This is a genomic window from Paenibacillus alkaliterrae (assembly GCF_021532375.1).
In the GTDB taxonomy this organism is placed as follows: Bacteria; Bacillota; Bacilli; order Paenibacillales; family Paenibacillaceae; genus Pristimantibacillus; species Pristimantibacillus alkaliterrae.
Genome location: NZ_JAKGAP010000067.1, coordinates 1 through 19,433 on the forward strand (window position 1 = coordinate 1; position 19,433 = coordinate 19,433).

Consider the following 19,433-nt stretch of genomic DNA (forward strand, 5'->3'; position numbering starts at 1 on the left):
GTCACCTTATCGATGCGGCAGGATTCACTTTATGTTACGGCCTGCAAGTTTGCTTACCCTCATCTTCTGTTGAGGTTTTCATAGGGCTTCAGCCGCGTCCGGTATGCCGCAAGCCATTATTATGGAAAAAATGGAGAAGGCATGTGACGAAATTCATAATTTTAGAGCGAAACGGCACTATGGACGCCCGTTGGTCGATATCGATGAAGCATTGGAATGGAAACAGTAAAAACTGTTAGAACTTATTGTAATGGCTTCTAACTCTTTCATAGGGTTAGAAGCGGCAGGCCGATATATAAAAAGGAAACGGTCACAAGTTGAAGTTAGTCCTTAAGCTCCCACTCTGGATTCCAGACTACTTCCCACAAATGGCCATCGGGGTCTTGGAAGTGACCGGAGTATCCACCCCAAAAGGCGTCGTGAGCCGGGTCTGTTATACTTGCACCGGCCTTTTTTGCCTGTTCCATCACCTTATCCACTTCTTCTTTACTGCCTACATTGTGACCAATAGTAAATTCGGTAGGGCTTGATGCAGTCTGAAGAACCTTTGCCTCATGGGCAATATCTTTGCGATTCCAAATGGCAAGCTTTAAGCCTGATTGCAAGTCGAAAAAGGCAACGGCGCCATGCTCGAATTCTTTGCCAACTATACCTTGTGTCGGCAGCCCCAGTCCGTCGCGATAGAATTCCAAAGATCTTTCCAAATCATCTACACCCAATGTAATGACTGTAATTCGCGGTTTCATAATTTAAATACCTCCGTAAAATAATGTACTTGTCTCAGTCGATCTTTCTACTTTAACTGTATACGATCCCTTTTAGATTGTAAAAAACGGACATAATAAGGAGTGATATTGAGAAAGGTTCATCCACTCAGCTGCTTGCTTTATGTCATTAGCCGTTAGGCTTCCGGCTCCATGATGGTATTGTCCTGATGAGCCTCAATAAACGCTCGTGCATCGTACAAAATGGCTGCCGCCTCCGCGCGTGTCAGCACATGTGCCGGATCGAAGTTGCCTTCCTCGTTTAAGGAGACGATTTTGTACAGCAGCGCTCGCTGAATCGTGCCTTGACACGTTACATTGATATCCTGCTCATCTTCGATAGGAATGAACAATTTCACCAATGGGTATTGTCCCGTCAGCTCGATCACTTGCACCAAGTAATGAACAAATTGCTCTTTGGACAGCACCGCGTTCGGATCGAAATCCGCCGGAATGTCCAGACCGTTTTGATGCGCGATAACAAAATCCTCCGCATACCATGCATCGTTACTCACCTTCGTGAAATAACCGTCCGCTGTAGGAGCGGTCGTAAAGCTAATGGCTGCAAGACTGATTTGCGTCGTTCTTACGATTAGCGAAATGCCTTGCACGCTTGCTCACCGCAAAAGGTTTCACCTGAATGGTCCCAACTGCTTCAGCTTGCAGTCTGCGCTTCGTCCTTGCCGCTGTCAGCCTTCTTGCGAAGCCGCATATACAGCAGCGTGAAGCCCACGACGCCGATTGCGGCCAGTATGCCTCCGAGCCGGTACATGGCCTGCGGACCAGCTGTCTCGAACATCCAGCCGCCGACTACGCCTGCGGCAATGCCTGACAATCCGCCATACGTAAGCGCGTAAACGGCTTGGCCGGAGGCTCTGAATTCTGCAGGAACAAGAAGTACCGTTAGCTGCGTTCCAATATAGTAGTAGCCGCCGAAGGTCAGGCAATGGAGCGCCTGAATGTAAATAATCTGCTCAGCGCTGTCCGCCTCCGCCATGAGGAACCATCGCAGCGCGTACAACAGGCTGATAGCTACTACGCACAGCACCATCGTCTTGACATTTCTCTTCAAATAACGATCCATCAGCAGAAACACGGGAATCTCGAATATTGACGACCAAAAAGCCGACCAGCCGATTAACGAGGCGTGGCCTCCCAGCTCGGTTATATACAAAGAGATAAACGTCGTGTTCATCGAGTTTGGTATCGAGATGACGAGCCCAATGATGAGAAACAGCAGGAAGGAGCGGTTAACGAACATCGATCGGTAATTGACCTTTCCCTTCCGGGCCGCTCCCTTTACCTCTCCTTTTGGCAGTGAAAAAGCAAAACCAAGCGAGATCAGCATCATGACCGTATAAACCAGCCACAGCCGGTCTATGCCAAGATGTCCGATAACAGGCCCCGCCGCGACAGCCATCAACGCCCAGCCAAGCGAGCCGAACAGCCGAAACGCCCCGAACTTATGGCCCGTACCTTCTATGCTGTTAAGGATCAAGCTATTGCTCTGCGAAAACAACGGCATTTGAAAGAAGAAAAAGCACAGCATGCTTGCATAAATGATTGTGTACGATTGAAACAGAAAGACGAGCTGCATAATGAGCATGCTGCCGATGAGCATGATGATGAGGATCATCCGCACATTACGGAACCGGTCGCTCAAATAGCCCCATAACGGATTCGCAATGATAGATACGACCGGCCCGCCCGCCATTAATGCGCCAATTTCCAGCGTCGACATGCCGATCGATTGCAAATACAAAGCGAAAAAAGTGCTGTAAACGGCAAGCGCTCCGTAAACGAAGAAGTTAAAAGCTTTAATAATATGAAATGGTCCATTATTTTTCATAGTTATACCATATAACGTAGCCTGCGCTGAATGCAACCGTTTTCCATCTTTGGAACTTCCAATATTGTAGTTCCCCCTTCTCTTGCTTTTTCTGATAGAATGGAGAACACACGCTATTTAACGGAGGTAACGATTTTGGACTATATCGTATTGGACATCGAATTTAACGGGCGAAAGTTTGCGAGCGAGCTCCCTATGGAGGTTATTGAAATCGGCGCTGTTCGATTGAACGGCTCTTTAGAACATATAGATGAATTTTCCGCTTTGGTCAAACCGGTTTATTTCTCCAAGTTGAACAGCTTTATTAAGAAGAAAACCGGCATTCCGCAAGAGGATATCGACGGGGCGAGCCGATTTCCGAAGGTCATTGCCGATTTTGTCGCCTGGCTGAAGCAAAGCGAGAGCTTTATGCTCCTTACTTGGGGCGGCGAGGATTTGAAGCGAATCGTATTTGATACGCGGATGCATAAGCTCGATGACAGCTTTTGGATGGCGGCGGATTATTTCGACCTGCTAAAGGGCTACATTCGTTATAAGAACGTTACGAACGACGTGAGCGTCGAGGCCGCTCTGCTTGAGCTTGAAATTGCTGCTGAAGGCTCGGCGCATCGCGCATTGGACGATGCCCGGATGACGGCCGAGGTATTTCGGAAGATCTTTTCGGAGCTGGACTTTGAACTCAAGCAGCAGTTTAAAGATACCTATACGAATGCCAAGGAAAGAAGAATGGTTAAAAATGCGATTCGATCGATGAACGCGCAGAAGATTGTGCCCCAGTGGGAAGTTTTCGCGGAAAAGTATTTGGCCGGCAAGGCATCATTCGAGGATGTCCGGAAGGTTGCAGAGCTTCAGCAGTATTTCGAAGCCGAAACGGCGAAAGCCGGGAAGCCTTCGGCTGGACAAGCGGGCTAGGATTAGCGTTAGAAAAACGTCCCGTTTCCACACGTCGATATTGGAACGGGACGTTCTTCGTCTATTGCTGCATGCAAAGCATAAGTCTTACCTCGGCCATCTCCGACTAGCCGGGAGCAGCGCAGGGAATGGTGCATGGGGCTCCATCTGATACCAATACGCCACGGAAGAGATGTCGTCGGAGCGTTCGAACAGCTTGGTATGGTCATGCCCGATTTGCTGAATCGTTACACGCAGATCGCTTTCGAAACGGATCGGGTCGGGCAGATGCCAGCGGTACATGCCATGCATCGGTACATTATGGCCATACCAGGCGTCGATTTCGGTCGTTTCCTTGTAAAACTTATAGCCCAAATACGGCGTGGAGTACGATTCCGGTTCATTCGTCCTCATATTGTTGAAGCACCATGCACCTCCCACGTAATCCTCCGTACCCGTTCCGCATAGGGTCGGCCAATCCTGGTCGCCATCCATATAGAACTTGATCTCGCCTTCGCCCCACCAGTTTCTCTCCAATGCGGCCCATGCGAGGTATGTGCCGATATATTGCCCCGTACCTTTGACATTGTCCAGAATCGTGTAGTCTTTGCCGATTTCGGTGACGCTTTCGCGGCGCCACTGCGCGTGGAAGTACGCTGCATTCTCCGGCAGCTGGTCAACAAGCATATAATTGAACGTATAGAAAAATCCATCAATGTTAGCGGCATGCTGATTCTCGATCGTGATTTTCGCCGATTGCCGAAACGGCATCGGAATATAACAGTTCATGCCGCCCGTCGGGACGACGGAGATCGGAAGCGAATTGACGTTGGTTCGCACACCGAAGCCATTGCAGAAAAAATCGCCGAGGGGAACTTCGACCGAAGGGGTCGTTTCATCATCCCAGTACATGCGGAGAACAAGATCGCGGAGAACGTATTGCGCCGCATGCCCTTTTCCTGTTTTATCTGCGACGGTGATCCAGAAATGCTGGATGACACCGGTCCCTTGAATATGGGCAAGCGTGACCTCTTCGCCCTGATTAAGCGTAATTGCAGGCCTTCCTTTTCTTCCCACGCCCAAGTTGCTCGTTTCTTTGCCGCCTTGTCCCTTTTCGCCGTTCGGATTTTCTGCCGAAATCGAGCGGGTGCGTGCTTTCGTGACGAGCGGAGCGGAGGATAAGCCGAATCCTAGTCCTTGTTGCTGCAGCATGATCCATCACCTCGTGTACCATATATTGTGTATTTACGAACTTATTATATAATGATAATTACGATTATCCATTACCTTTTATTGTTGAGTTGTTTATCATAAATTGCTGAGGTGACTGGAATGAAGATCGAAAATCTGTCCCCGTATATTCGGGTGGCGATCGACAGTGTGCTGGAATCTTCGTGGAAGATGGACGAGCGGGTCATTTGGGATTATGAGTTGCTGTACCTGATGGAAGGCCAGTTTTTGGTGACCGTGGAGGACGAGGTTTACTACGGGAAGGCTGGCGACTGCTTCTTCTTTAAACCGGGGCAAAGACACTCTATTCAAATTATCGGCGGTGCGCGCGTTCGCCAGCCTCATGTTCATTTCGATCTGTATGTCCAGCCTGACAGCAAAGAAATCGGCGTGTCCTTTAAACCGCTCGACCAGATGAATGCGAAGGAACGGGGATGGTTTCGGGAGAACGAGTTGTCCGCCCCGCCATTTTTCATGCCAAGTCACTTTCGTCCGGGCGACCCTCTTCCCTTGGAACAAGCGTTATTCGAGCTGATTCGCGAATTCGAAACAAAGCCTCCCTTTTATGAGCTCCGTATCAAAGGCTGTCTGCTCGCGATTTTGTCCCAAATTATGAGAGAGCAATATTGGGGAAGCAAGATGAAAATTGATGGACATATGGAGCTGCTTTCGGAGGTTCGGACTTATATCGATCATAACGTACACCGCAGCGTCAAGCTGGATGAGCTATCTGAGCGGTTCCATATCAGCAAGTTTCACTTGATTCATCTGTTCAAAAAAATGTTTCAAATGACGCCTATCCAATATCACCAGCAGATCCGGATGGAAAAAGCCAAAATGATGATCCAATATACTTACTTGTCCTTGAAGGATATCGCCGAGCAGCTCGGGTATTCGAACATCCATGCGTTCAGCCGCGCATTCAAAGCGAATGCGGGCTGCTGCCCTTCCAAATACCGTCTGCAAAAATAAAGGTTGGACGTATGTAACTTCGCTATTTCTTTTTACTGTTGCGCATGCCTGCAAGAACCTTTACCTTCCCGCTATCGCCTTCAACAAATTGAAGGTATTCAGCGGATTCTCTAGGCACAAGCTTCATTTTGCCTTCCTCGTTGAAATGAATGCCCCATCCGTATTTCTTTGGAAGCATAGATGCACGCAGGCATGCTGTCGGCTTAGCGAAAAATTGCTCCCGAGTTTCTGTTCCTCTCTCCGCCAATTCCTCAGCCGTTAACTCCTTATGCCGAACATGCACCTCGTACATCAGCTCCTCCTGCGTGTAACCGTATGGCTGGCCGGCGGCCAGCTCATATTCCAGGCTTGGTTTCGTGCGTCCGTCCTTCTTGTCCGGCGGCACCGTACCAAACTCCGCCGGACAATCCGGCGAGACCGTAATGAACGTATTATAGTAGTTCCATTCCATAGCCTATACCTCCCGCATATCGATAGCCGTATTATACCTTTTAACTTGTAAGGTTCAAAAGAAAGCCACGCAAATAATCATAGGCAGGTCTCCAACCCATCTTCGCATAAAAGCGCAGGCCGTCCAGCCCCTTGTAATGGCGGGCGCCGAGCAGACGCTCCTTGAAATGAGGCATGGCGATGCCCTGCCGTTCCTGATAATCCCGAAAGGCCTGAATAACGTCATGCCCGGGAATCGCGCTTTCCGCTATGGACAGGTCGATCAGAAAGTCGCCGTATATGCAGTTAGCGTCAATAATTCCCGTAATGGTCCGTCCGTCGGTCAACAGGTTCCAAGCATGGCAATCATTATGGACAAAATGCCGATGAGGCGCATTGTACGGCGCATAAGCCATCAGCCGCGCATAACATTCCTCGAACACATCCTTCTCGAGAAAGGTCGTATGATAAAGCTCCGTCCAATTTTCCCAAAAGGTTCCGTTCTGCTCTTCCTTATAAACGTCGGCCGCAAACTGCTCCCACGTCTCATACGTTCCGCCGCCGCTTCCATCAAGCCAGCCGTAGCCGCGGGTCGAGCTGACGTCAACGCGGTTCATCGCGGAAATATGCTTAACCAGATCGGGCATAAGCCCGCCTCTTTGTTCCTCCGGCACATCTGCAAGCATTCCTCCCTCCAGCTTCTCGGAGATCGAATAAGAAAGGCTGCCAAGCTTTCCGTCATCCAGCACTCTCGGATAAGGAACTCCCTGCGAAGCCAGCAGTCTCGAGATATACCGTTCTCTATCATAGGAACCGGCAAGGTCGCTGAACCGGATGACGAACTCCTTACCGCCCTGCTTAAAGAAAAATACGCTGCTTAAGTTGCCTCCGCTAACCGGAGCTATATCCTCCGCCTCTATACGGCTCCGCTGCTCGAGCAGCCGCTTAACAGCACCGATGTCCAAGCTTGGTTTTTCATAGGCTGTCATACGATTTCCCCCCTGCCTTTTTCAATGATTGGTTCTATGAAAAAGGCCCGAAATGATCAAAGCTCATTCCCGGCTATAGTTGAATTTATTATACGGTTGAGGATGATAGCGCACAACCTATATTTTTCTCATTTTTTTACAAATGAATATTTTCCCTCCCTGCGTCCACGTAGTTAGTTTTATGCAAGTTTCGCTTAGTTTCGTGTATGTAGTATCAGCCGCGCATCTCCTATAATCGGTGTAGAAATTCAAATCGCCATTTACCAGGAGGTTACCGATTATATGAGCAGCTCACCTATCTTACTCAATGATGAACAAATGAGACGATTTATTACGGAAGGTTTTCTGATTTTAAACGCCGATTTCCCCGAGGCCTTTCACCGCGCCATGACAGATGAGCTCAGCCGTGTGTACGAGGAAGAAGGAAACCCGGGCAACAATTTGCTGCCGCGCATCCGCGAGATTCAGCAAGTGTTCGATCATCCCGTTATTACGGGCGCGTTAACAAGCGTTCTTGGTCCGGACTATATGCTGCATGCTCACCGCCATGGTCACTACAATGCTCAGCCCGTTGCCGGCGGTTGGCATAAGGACAGCTACTGGGGCTATTCGAAAATGCGCAACCATCATCCATGGTGGGCGATGGTCATGTATTTTCCGCAGGATACTCCGCTTGAGCTCGGACCGACAGGCGTCATGCCGGGCACGCAAAATTATGAAACACGCGCCTTCGTCCCCGACGAAACGCCCGGCGAAGCCTGCGCCAGCGGGAAGGCCGGCACGTTCGCGCTCATTCATTACGATATTTGGCACCGCTCTACGCCAAATGTGCTGGGCAATGCCCGCTACATGCTGAAATTTGAGTTTATGCGTACCGCCGCTCCCACCGCGCCATCCTGGAATAATCAGGCTGCGACTTGGACGGAGCCAGCCGGCCTCAAACTTCCGATTGCCCGTCATGAGACCATGTGGGAGGAAACGTGGAACTGGCTGTCAGGCAGCATCGGCAGCCTGGCCGACTCGGCGACTGCAGACGGAGACCAGGTCGAAGAACATGCGAAGGCATTAGAAGATACATTCGAGCCGAACGCGCTGAATGCGGCGTATGAATTAGCGAGGTATGGCGAGCGAGGAATCGAAGAGCTGTTGAAAGGACTCCATCATGACCGGGTGGACGTATCGCGCTTATCCGCTTACGGCCTATCCGCTGCGGGTCCCGCGGCAATCGACGGATTGACTGAAGCCCTATTAAGCGAGCGCGAGGAAACCGTCAAACATGCGGCGTTTGCGCTTGGGGAGCTGCGTCACCTGGCCGAAAGCGCTCTTCCGGAGCTTGGCCGTCTCTTGTCTCACTCCTCCGCTTCGGTGCGAAGCACGGTGGCTGAAGCCTTTGGCATGATTGGCGGTTCCAGCCAAGGAAGTGTCGATGAATTGATTCGATGCTTGCAGGATGAGGATACTCAGGTTCGTTTTACCGCTGGCCTTTCGTTATCCCGCTTAGGCTCCGCTGCGGCTTCGGCCGTTCCCGCTTTAGCGGACGCGCTTGAAGATGACAATCGCTACGTTCGGGCACATGCGCTCGAAGCGCTTCGTTACATCGGCACGGAAGAAGCCAAGGACATTTTGATCAAATCGTTGTTTAATGCCCGTTGGTGCACGACCACCACGAAGGCTAACGCTTTTTATCCTTAATGCATAGAGGCTGTCCCACTTCGGGGATAGCCTCTATTTTGTTGAAATTTCTCTATACTCGCTCGGCGACAGCGCCGTATATTCCTTGAACAGACGCGAGAAGTACGTCGCATCCATACCAAGCGACTCGGCGATGCCCGATATGCTGTTCGATGTAAACGAGAGAAGCTGTCTCGCTTTGTCCATGCGTTTGCGATTGACATACTGGATGGGAGAAAGTCCAGTCGTATTTTTGAACATGCGTATGAAATAGTTGGGGTGAAAATGTACCAGCTGCGCCAGCAAATCCACTGTCATATTGTCGGATAGATGCTCCTCGATGTAAGCGAGTACGACATTCATCTTCTCGAACGAGCCCGATGCCGGCGTATGGATCCCCACCTGCTCGGATTGCTCCAGGAACAGGGCCAGGATTTCCAGAAAAGCAGCCTGCACATGCAGGTCTGCGGTCCACTCCTCACTCCTGTGATGATGGATGAGGCGCTCGAATTTACTTTTTAACGACTGATGGTCGCTCACTGATATAATAGTCGGCGTTTCAAGCACTTGAAATAGATTGAGATTATTCAGTTTCGCTGTAAAGTGGCACCAGTATTTGCCGTACGTGCTGGCGCCCACCGTTCCATAGGACTGAACGACATCGGCAGGCATCAGGCAGAGGTCGCCGGGCTTCGGGTAAAGCTTGCGATTGCCGACCTTAATATACCCTTCGCCCTCCTGGATATAATAAAGCTTGTTCACATCCGGCGTATAATCATCGTCATTCCACGTAACGGGCACTTTCGTATATTCAGCGATGGCGACATGCAACTGCAAACCTGTCAGATACGACCTCCAAAAGGTTTTCATACCAGCATCCATCGTTATTCACCCGCCAAAATCCGGCGCAGCGCCGCTACAAGAAGATCATGGTCCTCTTGATTCGGAAGTCCGGATACCGTGACGGTTCCTACCTGCCCCTCATCATCGACAAAGAGCGGAAACCCTCCTCCTGCTCCCACATAATCGGTGATTGGAAGCCCATGCTTCACCTCCAGCGTTGTCCCTTCACTTCGAAGCCTGCAGGCGACATGCCATGAGCTCGAGCCGAAACGATTCACGACATTGTTTTTGCGGCGAATCCAATCCTCGTTTTCGGGCGACGTTCCCTCCATGGCATGAAGAAACAGCCTGTGGCCTTCTCTGGTCACATCAACCGTAATTCGCTTGTCGTTCTTCCGGGTTTCATCCACGATCATTAAACCCAGCTTCAAGGCTGTCTCATTCGTGAACGACTTGAAACGAAGCTCTTGCTCTTCCCTCTCCATCCGCTCCAGAGCCTTATCCGATTGTGCCGTATCGATAAAATACCGGATAATTTGCGGGTTGATCAGCTGTAGACCAATGGAGCCAATGAGAAGCGCCGCAAGTACCGTAAACGCCTTCCTCTGGGGTAGCAAATAGCGGCTTAGCATCGCATAATATTGACCTATGGAATGACTGCTCTTTGTCTTGCTCATATAGAACCCCTTTCTGCCAATAACGGTAAGTAAAGCTACTCTATCCGAATCGGCTGGGGGCGTCAATCCATATTTTCCAGTCATCTCGTTCTCTCTGCATGGTAAATCCTCTTAGCTGTTAAGTTTCTGCTATAATTGAGGGTGCCGTTACGGCACCTTCTGTAGAACGAAGCGAATTCAATCGGCAAGGAGATAAATGATCATGAAGCTGGTATCGTGGAATGTTAACGGCCTTAGGGCTTGCGTCAACAAAGGATTTATTGATTATTTTAATGAAGCGGATGCAGATTTGTTTTGTATTCAAGAATCGAAGCTGCAGGAAGGGCAAATCTGCCTTGAAATAGGCGAGGAATATCATCAGTTTTGGAATTATGCCGTTAAGAAGGGTTATTCCGGTACCGCCGTTTATTCGCGGTTAAAGCCCATCACGGTACGATACGGAATCGAGGAGGATGAGGAGCCTGAAGGCAGAATCCTCACGCTGGAGTTTGAGACATTCTATCTCGTCAACGTCTATACGCCAAATGCGAAGCGCGATTTAACGAGGCTGGCGTACAGGCTGGAATGGGAGGATCGGTTCCGCAGTTATCTGCAGCAGTTGGACAAGCTGAAGCCTGTTATTGTTTGCGGGGATTTGAATGTGGCTCATCAAGAGATCGATCTCAAAAATCCGAAATCCAATATCGGCAACTCCGGCTTTACGCTTGAGGAACGCGGTAAAATGACAGAGCTGCTGGACGCCGGCTTTATCGATACATTCAGACATTTCTACCCGGACCGGACGGATGCTTATTCCTGGTGGTCCTACATGCCAAAGATTAGAGAGCGGAACGTGGGTTGGAGAATCGACTACTTCCTCGTTTCCTCCAGACTAAGCGCCTCCTTGGCCGGCACTCATATTGACGCCCATGTGCTGGGCAGCGATCATTGTCCCGTTATTCTTGAGATTGCAGGTTTAAACGAGTAGCGAAATGGCGGCAGCCTGGGACGGAAAAATATAGTCCTAGACTGCCGCCGCCATTATTGCAGCATCTTACGTGTTAATGTCCATGCCTCCGTTTAAATTCGTAATGGTTGTCTTTATAATTCCGTCATGAAAAATCTCAATCACATCTTGAGATTCCACCAAACTAATAGCGACTCTGGTGTCCGATACATCCCCTCTATAGCTGCTTTTAAAGGGAATAAGCGCTCTAGTGTCCTTTAGCCTGCATTTTTATGTGAGAGACTTACTGAATTAACCTGCTATTTAGCTGAACAGGCTGCCGAAATTATCGGCAGCTTGTTGTCATCGCACTATCGTTCACTGTTTGTTCAGCGCATCCATCACTTGGATACTATAGAAAATCGTCGATCAACGATAGTCCCTTGATGATCCGCATTCGACTGTCTCGCAGAAAATCGCGGGTCCAATCGTCCGGTTGATGTAAATCCCAGCTCCGGTATATTCCGACGAATACAATAATTTCGCGAAGCCTAAGGAAGAGCGACAACTTCTCCTTCCAGCCGGCGGGCATCTGGCGGCCATCCTCTGTATAGCCTCGTACGAAATGCTCAATAAACATTTCGTACTGCACTTTCCGTTCGGACTTCGAATCTTCCCCGAATACGTAAAGCAAATAATAGAGTTGAATGGCAATATCCTCGGCAAACCAACTGTATTGGCATTCGTCGAAGTCGAAGAGCGTTATTTCACCGGTTTCATCGACCGTAAAATTGCCTACATTGATATCCCCGTGAATCAGACCGAAATTATCCGGGGTAACAGGCAGACTAGCCAAAAGTTCATTAAGTTCATCAAGGGCATGAAGGATTAATTCATGCTCTGGTGGTATATACTTTCTGGCTCGTAAGAGGTATTCGTTACGCTCCCACGTGTGTCTTCTGGCCAAAGGTTCGTAACGTTTCGCCAGTTCATGCAGTTGGCCGGTCGTGCGTCCGCATTGTTTATAAAGTAAAGGATTACCTAGGCATTCAGGGTATCCGATTTTACGGCCGGGAGCGTGTCTGAAGGAGGTCGCATAAAAATCGATTATCTTTCCTGGGACTCGTTCGATGTCTATGCCATGAACCGAAGGTATCGGCTCTGAGACTGACATACCATTCTCCGCCAGATAACGAATCCATTCTAATTCGGCTTCAAGTCCTTCCTGCATGCGAAGGGTGCTAGGTGTGAAACGGAGAATATATTTGCATTCTTCGCGAGTGTAGGAATAGATAAAGTTTTGAAATCCTCCAATGAAGGACAGTTCCTCTTGGCTTACACCGAAACGCGCGGCACCTTCCATGGCGTGCTCGTCAAGGAACAATAATTTAATTTGTGGGTCCATGGGTTCTCCTTGGATTATTGTGTTAAAGTTGTCAGTTAGCGTAATGCCTTGTGATACGGTTCTCCGCGCTGTCTGACGAAAAATGGCCACCCCTCATGGATTGCCATTCTCCTTTCATAAGTGTAAATACAACTCTCATTGATTCAGGTTCTCTCGACCTTATATTTGTTTGCAACAAGCGTAAAGCTTCCAGGAAGGAAATGATTCCCATCACTTCACGGTTCTTCAGCCAGTTGATCGATCACTAACCCGGGGGCAGCTACTGCGCTTACAATCTCTCCCAAGTTCCAGTACCGCAGTAAACAGTCAGGGAAATTCTCTTGTTCGCTCAATGCAAACATGCTTTTATAAGCAACAGCCGCAGCCCTCGTTATCCGTCCCTCGGTTGATCATTTTAGCTTGCCATATAAGTCTGTACTCGTTTGGCAAACAGAATGAAATCACTCAGATGCTTATCAATAATCGCTTTTACAATTTCGATTTGTATCGCTTGGTAATCATGAACGGCAATATTGCGGAAGCCTACCATCGCCTTCAAGCTTTGATTTAGGCTGTCATCGATGACGCCATTCTGATGTAAGTATGTAAAGGCGTCACGACTGTTCTGCGGGATTCCGAACTTCTTCGCTGCAACGATGTGCATAGCCAAATCAATAGAAGCCTCGCAAGCTCTTTGTAAATTCAAAATAATAGAATCTTGTTTTGTGAAATTGAGTAAGTTCTCTTCATTATTGGCATATTCCTCATGTATTCTTCGAATGCACCGCTCAATCGTATCGGTTTTGTTCAGAATAATTTCACTTGCCATTGTTCAACCCTCCTGGATATCCCTTATTTTCTAATATTTCATGACGTTCATCGTTTAGGTACGCATATTCTTTCAAGGCTTGCATGAAGGCATATTGTCGTTCGAGCGGCTCGTTATCGTACAAGAGAACGCCTCCGCCGATGATTTGAGATTTAAAAACTGAACTGGCTTTCCGAAAATCGATCAAATCAACTTCACGGTGAAGCAGCTCCGCCAGACGTTGGGCCGCCATAAAGAGGTCATAGGATGAAAAACTGTTCTTTGATAGGAATGCGATATCCGCATCGCTATCTTGACGGAGCGAGTTCTTGGCAGCTGACCCGAATAAAATGATGGCATAAGCCTGCAGCTCATCCATTAAAAAACGGACAATTTCTGTCTTGTGCTCATCGCTTAAACCGTTGCTTACCATGCATTCATTCTCCTCTCATATAGATCTAAAAAAGTACCTTATTATATCATGGCAGCTTGTGTATAAGAAATGTGAATATGCCTCACGAATCCCGTTTGTGCCAATGGAACAAAAAAACAGCTGCCGAGTAGCGAATGTCGGCAGCCTGCTGTATTGTAATTAAGTTCTCATCTCTCGTTTCTGGAGATAGAATAGTTATATTCATCCTACATGCAGGGGCATATGCAGCTTTGGAATCGGAACCTTCGCCCAATCGATGTCGGATGCAAAATAAAAGCTGGGGTAGCACGGCTGATTGTATACGACATTTTGCCAGGCTACGCCGGTTCTGTATTGAACGTCGTGCATCAGCGTATACAATTTGCGGTCGGTTACCTCCGTGCTTAAGTAGATCCGAATCGCCGAGCTGTCTGCCGTTCGTACCAGCAGTTCTTCTCTCCAGTCCCCGAATATATCTGCAACAAGGCATGGATTCCCTTTCGTTCCATTATTAGAGCTTGTCCCTTCTGCTGTAAGCAGCCGGCCTCTCTTCCAATCGTCAATAACGACAGGCTGATCGAAAGTGCCACTGACGATTTGGGTCGTCATGTCAGCCGACCATTTGATGCTCATGTTGGTACCGGGAGCTTTTCTATCCACTTGCTGTCCCTTTGCCGTCATCAAACCGAACGTATCTTGGCTTAAAATGTCTTCGCTCGACCAGGTTTGCAAGCCGCGGTACACAGGGTCGACCTGGCCGATCATGCCGCGTCCCACATCATCAGCGGCGAAACCGCCATACAGCACTTCGCCGGTTGCGGCATCTCGAAGCGTATAGCCGTATGGCCCCCATACGCCGCTCTCGTGAACCATGAAAATTTCCAATCCCGGCCGGTCCGGGTCGATGTTCGCTACATGAAGAGCATCGCCGTGACCGAGCTTGGCAATCGTGCCCGGCGCTGCACTTTCAGACGGGAGAATAGCTCTCGAGCTATACAAAATCGTTCCATCATGGTCGATTGTAGCCGCCCCGTAAATAATCTCATGACAGCCATCGCCGTCTACGTCCGCTATGCTCAAGGAGTGTGCGCCCTGCCCCGCAAGGCTGCCGAATTGCTCATTTCGTCCATCCTCCAAATGAAGCGAATCGTTGAACGGATTATTCATGGTGACCCAACCGCTGTCGACAAACCACATCTCCTTCAGATGTTTCCCGTCCCAGAAGTAAGAGACGACCGCGGCTCTAGTGTAGTAGCCTCGTGCAATTATGGCGTACGGCCTCTTGCCGTCCAAATACGCCACGCCGGCGAGGAAACGATCCACCCGGTTGCCCGGTTCAATGCGGTTCCACGAATAATCGCCCCACATGAGACCGTCATCATGGCGGCATGGTTTATAGCGGATTGTCTCGAGCTCTTCTCCCGTCTGGCCATGAAATACGGTCAAGTATTCCGGGCCCTTCAGGATGAAGCCCTCGAAGGAGCGCAGATCGTTACGTCCGTTCCTGCTCGGCGCGTAAACGTCGATGAAGTAATCGGCGAGCCGTTCCGCATCTTCCCGAGACAACGGATAACGGAATGAGCCGTCGATCCCGAAAATCTGCTCCAAAGCCGCAGGCCAACGTCCGGCCGTTACTTCCTCATGCTTGTGCCATCCCATAAACATCTGCACGACATGCTCATAGTAATCCGCACTGCTCATCCGGTAATCGTCATTATGACTGTATCCGGCCGACGCATCTTCCTGAAGCATGGTAATATAAGTTTCGGAGGCGGGGGTTCCGTCTCGATCGTAGTGAATAACTTTCGTTCCGGGTGCCGTCTTGAATATCAGTTCCGCCTTGCCGTCTCCGTCGAAATCGTACGCCAAGAACTGCGTATAGTGAGCTCCTGCCCGAATGTTGACACCGAGGTCAATTCGGTAAAGCAGGGTTCCGTCAAGCTTATAGCAGTCGATATAAACGGGACCGGTATATCCGGAATGCGACACATCCTTGGAGTTGGAAGGATCCCATTTGACAAAGTACTCATACTGGCCGTCCCCATCCACATCAGCGACGCTCATATCATTAGCGGAGTAGGTATAGGTCTCTCCGGCAGGCGTGACGCCGCTCGCGGGCTTCCGCAGCGGAATTTCATAATACGGGTTCTCCCAAGGGGTTACCTCCGCGCATCGGTCGACTTCTATTCCATCGATGACAGCGCAAACAAAATAGGTGGATGTACGAGTCCCGCTGCGATCCAAATAATTACTGCTGTCAAATATGGCGGCGATACGGACCCCGTCGCGATATAGGTTGAAATCGGCGCCGCTCAGCCCGTTGTCCGCATAACCGTTCACTTCGTTCCCGAGCAATCTCCAGCTTAGAAACACTCCTTCGGAAGTAACGGCGCCTACCAATCCTCGATCCAGATATTCAAGCTGCACCATAGCTCCATCCGTCGCTTGAAGCTTATGCTTTTCTTCTATCGGTTTCAATTGATCACCCTCCCCTTGCTTTAACATAAGGGAACAGCTTCTTAAGGGCAATCATACTTTCTTGTTTTCTCAGCGATTCGGGATAGTACTTTTTTGCCGCACTGCGACTTATTTGACATTCGCCACTTGACATACCGCCGTGATAAAAAAAAGACAAACTTCCCGAAGGGAGAAGTTTGTCCAAACCGGACACATTGACATCCGCTTTTACACGACTAGGCTTAAAAAATGCTTTAAAAACCGGTCTGCATCCACTTCGATGCAGACATCCATATTCGGGCCCGAGCCCGGAATGCTTCTAAGATCGCCTACTGTTCGGCCGAGCGAATGCACCCCTTCTACATCAACCTGCACATGCATCGGAACGGTTTTCACAAATTCCGGGTTGATGGCTACGCCTACCGCCAAAGGATCGTGCAGCGCGCATCCGCCTATTCCGGGATAGAAATCTTCGTAGGCGCCAATGTAGAATTCCGTCATATCGGCCAGCAAATGACCGATCCGGGTATTTTTATCACGCCAGCTTTGCAGCACCTCAAGCGGAAGCAACGTCTTCATTGTCACGTCGAGACCGACAAGCGTAATCGGAATGCCGGAGCGGAACACGTACTCGGCCGCTTCCGGATCGGCATAGATGTTTGCTTCGGCTGAAGGGGTAATATTCCCATGTACCGTTACCGCTCCACCCATGATGACGACCTTATCGACAAGACTGACAATCTCCGGCGCCTTCATAATGGCAAGAGCCAGATTGGTGAGTGTTCCAACCGTAATGATCGTAACTTGCCCCGGCAGTATTCTCACTTGTTCAACGATAAAATTAGCGGCATGCTCGCTTAAAGCCTGACGCTGCGGTTCTGCGGAAAGCGTATTCCCGATTCCGTCTTCACCATGAATATATGTCGTATTTCCTTTCGTCGGATCCCGAAACAGCGGCTTAGCCGCACCCGGAATAACCGGCACGTTGCTGTCTAAGTGTTCCAGCACGACGAGCGTATTGCGGGTCGCTTCCTCCACCGTTACGTTCCCGAAGCAGGTTGTCACACCGAGTACCTCAAGCTCGGGAGAATGAACCGCGTAGGCAATCGCCAGCGAATCGTCAATTCCCGTATCTACATCCAGAACAATCTTCTTCAATTCGTTTCCTCCTCTGATTACGTCAAGCTTATAATGAAATGCGCCGGCCTTTAGCAGGTCCTCCGGCAAGCGGAATGTTTCGTGCACGCTTTTGCCGAATGAGCAGTTCCGGCAGCGCTACACCAATTAATATGACAACAACACCTATCCATTGGAGCAAGGTTACGCGCTCATGCAGAACGATACCCGACATGATCACCGCTACCGGCAGCTCCGCCGCACTTAGGATGGAGGCAAGTCCTCCCCCTGATTTAGGCACTCCTATCGCAAAACAAATCGGAGGGATGACGGCTCCGAACAAAGCAAGCAAAAATCCCCATAACAACAATCCTTCACCCAAAGCACCGTTAGAGAAAAATTTCGGAGGATATATTAACGTGATCATGACGGCTGAAATAAAAATAATGATCGTGCTTCTTGTAAGAGGAGCTACTTGAAGAGCGGCTTTTCCGCTTAACGTAATAAATAACGCGTAAGAAAACGCGGATAACAGCCCAAGAATGACACCTGCCAGCGTAAATTGCTTCCATCCCCCGTCAATCAGCCCGCCGGCCATGACCGTTCCGGCCAGCACCAGCACCAAGGCGACCATCTTCTCTTTCCCCGGGCGTTTGCGCTCTACGACCGCTTCGATCAGCACCCCCATCCATGTGAATTGAAATAACAAGACGATCGCGATGGATGCGGGAATGTATTGCAAGGCGCTGTAATATAAAATGCTTGTCGCTCCCACCGTAATACCGGTAGGAAGAAGCGCGATCAACGCCCTAACCGAAACACCCTTCATCACCGGAACATTTTTTATCCGGCCGACAACCAGCAGCAGCAGCGACATCATGGCGATTCCGAATATCAGCTGGCTGCCTACTACATCATTCGTCGAAAATCCCGAACGATAAGCTAATTTCACAAAAGTTGACAGAAGCCCATAACTGATTGCCCCGAGCAATATAATAACAATCGAACGCATCTTTATCTCCTAACTTTATTTCTGCGTTTGCAAAGAAGGGTTCCCTGCAAGAACATCAATGAATTTATTTATGAAGCGTTCCGAATCGACACGCACGCATACGGAAGCATTGGTTACTGCCCGGGCTCTTCTCAAATCGCCTAACGTAGCTCCCGCGCTTAATGCACCTTTGGTTTCGATCTTAATCAAATGATCTTCCGTTTCTACAAGCGACGGATCGACTGCAACCGCAACGGCCATCGGATCATGAAGCGGAGAGCCGTAGAATCCGTTATGCTCCTCATACGCCTTGAAATAATATTCCAGTATCTGTTCCACAAATGAAACCATTGGTTCATCGTCAGCCGATGCCTGCCGCTTCATTTGCTCCACATGCTCTTCCCGCAAAATCGTTTTCATCGTTACGTCGAGTCCGACCATCGTAATCGGCATGCCCGACTCAAACACGCGATGGGCCGCTTCAGGATCTCCCCATATATTCGCTTCCGAAACCGGGGTTACATTCCCTGGCACCCGCAAAGCGCCGCCCATCAGCACGAGACGTTTGACTTTTTGAGCGATGGACGGATCTTTGGCAAGAGCGATCGCCAAATTAGTCAGTCTACCAACGAACACAAGCGTTAATTCCTGTTTATGCTCGTTCACTTTACGTACGATAAAATCGGCAGCGTGCTCTTCGATCGGCTTACGTTTTGGCGCAGGCAGTTTATAGCCGCCTATTCCATTGTCGCCGTGAATATGTTCAACCGGGCCGAGCCATTCGCGAAAAAGCGGGCGTCCCGCGCCAACGGCAACCGGAATATCGGCAGGCGCTCCCGCAAGCTCCAGAACCTGCAGCGTGTTCTGAGTCGCTTGCTCCACACTTACATTACCGAAGACCGTGGTGATTCCTTCAAGCTGAATATCGCCCGATTTTACTGCAAACAGTAAAGCTAATGCGTCGTCGATACCTGTATCAACGTCCATAATCATTCGGGATTTGGTCATCGCTTCCACCTTCTATG

At 49.6% G+C, this 19,433-nt stretch carries 20 protein-coding genes; 5 read left to right on the plus strand and 15 right to left on the minus strand.

All coding sequences use genetic code 11. From position 1 onward, the window contains the following. Window positions 1-239, plus strand: a 239-nt coding sequence (locus L1N85_RS21640) for a hypothetical protein (RefSeq protein ID WP_235241134.1), incomplete at its 5' end; no start/stop codon positions are given. Window positions 240-323: 84 nt separating this feature from the next. Here the strand turns inward: L1N85_RS21640 and L1N85_RS21645 are convergent. From L1N85_RS21645 to L1N85_RS21655, 3 genes are all read right to left on the minus strand, one after another. Continuing rightward, window positions 324-746, minus strand: coding sequence for a VOC family protein (locus L1N85_RS21645; protein WP_235241135.1), 423 nt, complete (start codon window positions 744-746; stop codon window positions 324-326). Window positions 747-901: 155 nt separating this feature from the next. Then, window positions 902-1,375, minus strand: coding sequence for an S-layer homology domain-containing protein (locus L1N85_RS27720; RefSeq protein ID WP_235241137.1), 474 nt, complete (start codon window positions 1,373-1,375; stop codon window positions 902-904). Between the two features lie 44 nt (window positions 1,376-1,419). After that, a complete protein-coding gene (locus L1N85_RS21655) occupies window positions 1,420-2,613 on the minus strand; it encodes an MFS transporter (protein WP_235241139.1) in 1,194 nt (397 codons plus the stop codon). A 135-nt stretch (window positions 2,614-2,748) separates the two neighbouring features. Between L1N85_RS21655 and L1N85_RS21660 the strand changes: the two genes are divergently transcribed. Further along, window positions 2,749-3,525 (plus strand): 3'-5' exonuclease, encoded by a 777-nt coding sequence (locus tag L1N85_RS21660; RefSeq protein WP_235241140.1) that lies wholly within the window; start codon window positions 2,749-2,751, stop codon window positions 3,523-3,525. An 87-nt stretch (window positions 3,526-3,612) separates the two neighbouring features. Here the strand turns inward: L1N85_RS21660 and L1N85_RS21665 are convergent, their stop codons facing one another. Next, a complete protein-coding gene (locus L1N85_RS21665; RefSeq protein WP_235241142.1) occupies window positions 3,613-4,716 on the minus strand; it encodes a glycoside hydrolase family 172 protein in 1,104 nt (367 codons plus the stop codon). A 120-nt stretch (window positions 4,717-4,836) separates the two neighbouring features. Between L1N85_RS21665 and L1N85_RS21670 the strand changes: the two genes are divergently transcribed. Beyond that, window positions 4,837-5,706: a helix-turn-helix transcriptional regulator gene (locus tag L1N85_RS21670; RefSeq protein WP_235241144.1), complete on the plus strand. Its 870-nt coding sequence runs from the start codon at window positions 4,837-4,839 to the stop codon at window positions 5,704-5,706. Window positions 5,707-5,728: 22 nt separating this feature from the next. Here L1N85_RS21670 and L1N85_RS21675 read toward each other — a convergent pair whose 3' ends face one another. Continuing rightward, a complete protein-coding gene (locus L1N85_RS21675) occupies window positions 5,729-6,157 on the minus strand; it encodes a DUF6157 family protein (RefSeq protein ID WP_235241146.1) in 429 nt (142 codons plus the stop codon). Between the two features lie 40 nt (window positions 6,158-6,197). Then, complete coding sequence (locus tag L1N85_RS21680) at window positions 6,198-7,124, minus strand: phosphotransferase family protein (protein ID WP_235241148.1); 927 nt, start codon at window positions 7,122-7,124, stop codon at window positions 6,198-6,200. A 282-nt stretch (window positions 7,125-7,406) separates the two neighbouring features. On the opposite strand from L1N85_RS21680, the gene L1N85_RS21685 reads away from it, so the two are divergent. Then, entirely contained in the window at window positions 7,407-8,816 is a 1,410-nt protein-coding gene (locus tag L1N85_RS21685) for a HEAT repeat domain-containing protein (RefSeq protein ID WP_235241151.1), read from the plus strand. Window positions 8,817-8,849: 33 nt separating this feature from the next. Here L1N85_RS21685 and L1N85_RS21690 read toward each other — a convergent pair whose 3' ends face one another. Together L1N85_RS21690 and L1N85_RS21695 are read right to left on the minus strand one after the other, a co-directional pair. After that, window positions 8,850-9,677: an AraC family transcriptional regulator gene (locus L1N85_RS21690; protein WP_235241153.1), complete on the minus strand. Its 828-nt coding sequence runs from the start codon at window positions 9,675-9,677 to the stop codon at window positions 8,850-8,852. A 2-nt stretch (window positions 9,678-9,679) separates the two neighbouring features. After that, window positions 9,680-10,315, minus strand: coding sequence for a heme-degrading domain-containing protein (locus L1N85_RS21695; RefSeq protein WP_235241154.1), 636 nt, complete (start codon window positions 10,313-10,315; stop codon window positions 9,680-9,682). 202 nt (window positions 10,316-10,517) lie between these two features. Here L1N85_RS21695 and L1N85_RS21700 point away from each other — a divergent pair, with 202 nt between their 5' ends. Then, complete coding sequence (locus tag L1N85_RS21700; protein WP_235241155.1) at window positions 10,518-11,282, plus strand: exodeoxyribonuclease III; 765 nt, start codon at window positions 10,518-10,520, stop codon at window positions 11,280-11,282. Window positions 11,283-11,652: 370 nt separating this feature from the next. Here L1N85_RS21700 and L1N85_RS21705 read toward each other — a convergent pair whose 3' ends face one another. The 7 genes from L1N85_RS21705 to L1N85_RS21735 all read right to left on the minus strand — a co-directional run bounded on the left by L1N85_RS21705 (window position 11,653) and on the right by L1N85_RS21735 (window position 19,416). Further along, the gene (locus tag L1N85_RS21705; RefSeq protein WP_235241156.1) at window positions 11,653-12,645 is read right to left on the minus strand and encodes a phosphotransferase enzyme family protein; all 993 of its coding nucleotides are present in this window, start codon (window positions 12,643-12,645) and stop codon (window positions 11,653-11,655) included. Window positions 12,646-13,039: 394 nt separating this feature from the next. Then, window positions 13,040-13,453, minus strand: coding sequence for a type VII toxin-antitoxin system HepT family RNase toxin (gene hepT, locus L1N85_RS21710; RefSeq protein WP_235241157.1), 414 nt, complete (start codon window positions 13,451-13,453; stop codon window positions 13,040-13,042). Then, window positions 13,443-13,865 carry a type VII toxin-antitoxin system MntA family adenylyltransferase antitoxin gene (gene mntA, locus L1N85_RS21715; RefSeq protein WP_235241158.1) on the minus strand — a complete coding sequence of 141 codons (423 nt, stop codon included), beginning with the start codon at window positions 13,863-13,865 and terminating at the stop codon, window positions 13,443-13,445. Before mntA ends, hepT begins: the two co-directional genes overlap by 11 nt. Before the next feature lie 201 nt (window positions 13,866-14,066). Next, the gene (locus tag L1N85_RS21720) at window positions 14,067-16,274 is read right to left on the minus strand and encodes a rhamnogalacturonan lyase (protein ID WP_235241176.1); all 2,208 of its coding nucleotides are present in this window, start codon (window positions 16,272-16,274) and stop codon (window positions 14,067-14,069) included. Window positions 16,275-16,529: 255 nt separating this feature from the next. Continuing rightward, window positions 16,530-17,459, minus strand: coding sequence for a nucleoside hydrolase (locus L1N85_RS21725; protein WP_235241159.1), 930 nt, complete (start codon window positions 17,457-17,459; stop codon window positions 16,530-16,532). A 28-nt stretch (window positions 17,460-17,487) separates the two neighbouring features. Next, complete coding sequence (locus tag L1N85_RS21730; protein ID WP_235241160.1) at window positions 17,488-18,429, minus strand: EamA family transporter; 942 nt, start codon at window positions 18,427-18,429, stop codon at window positions 17,488-17,490. Window positions 18,430-18,444: 15 nt separating this feature from the next. Continuing rightward, a complete protein-coding gene (locus tag L1N85_RS21735; protein ID WP_235241162.1) occupies window positions 18,445-19,416 on the minus strand; it encodes a nucleoside hydrolase in 972 nt (323 codons plus the stop codon). Window positions 19,417-19,433: the final 17 nt, after the last annotated feature.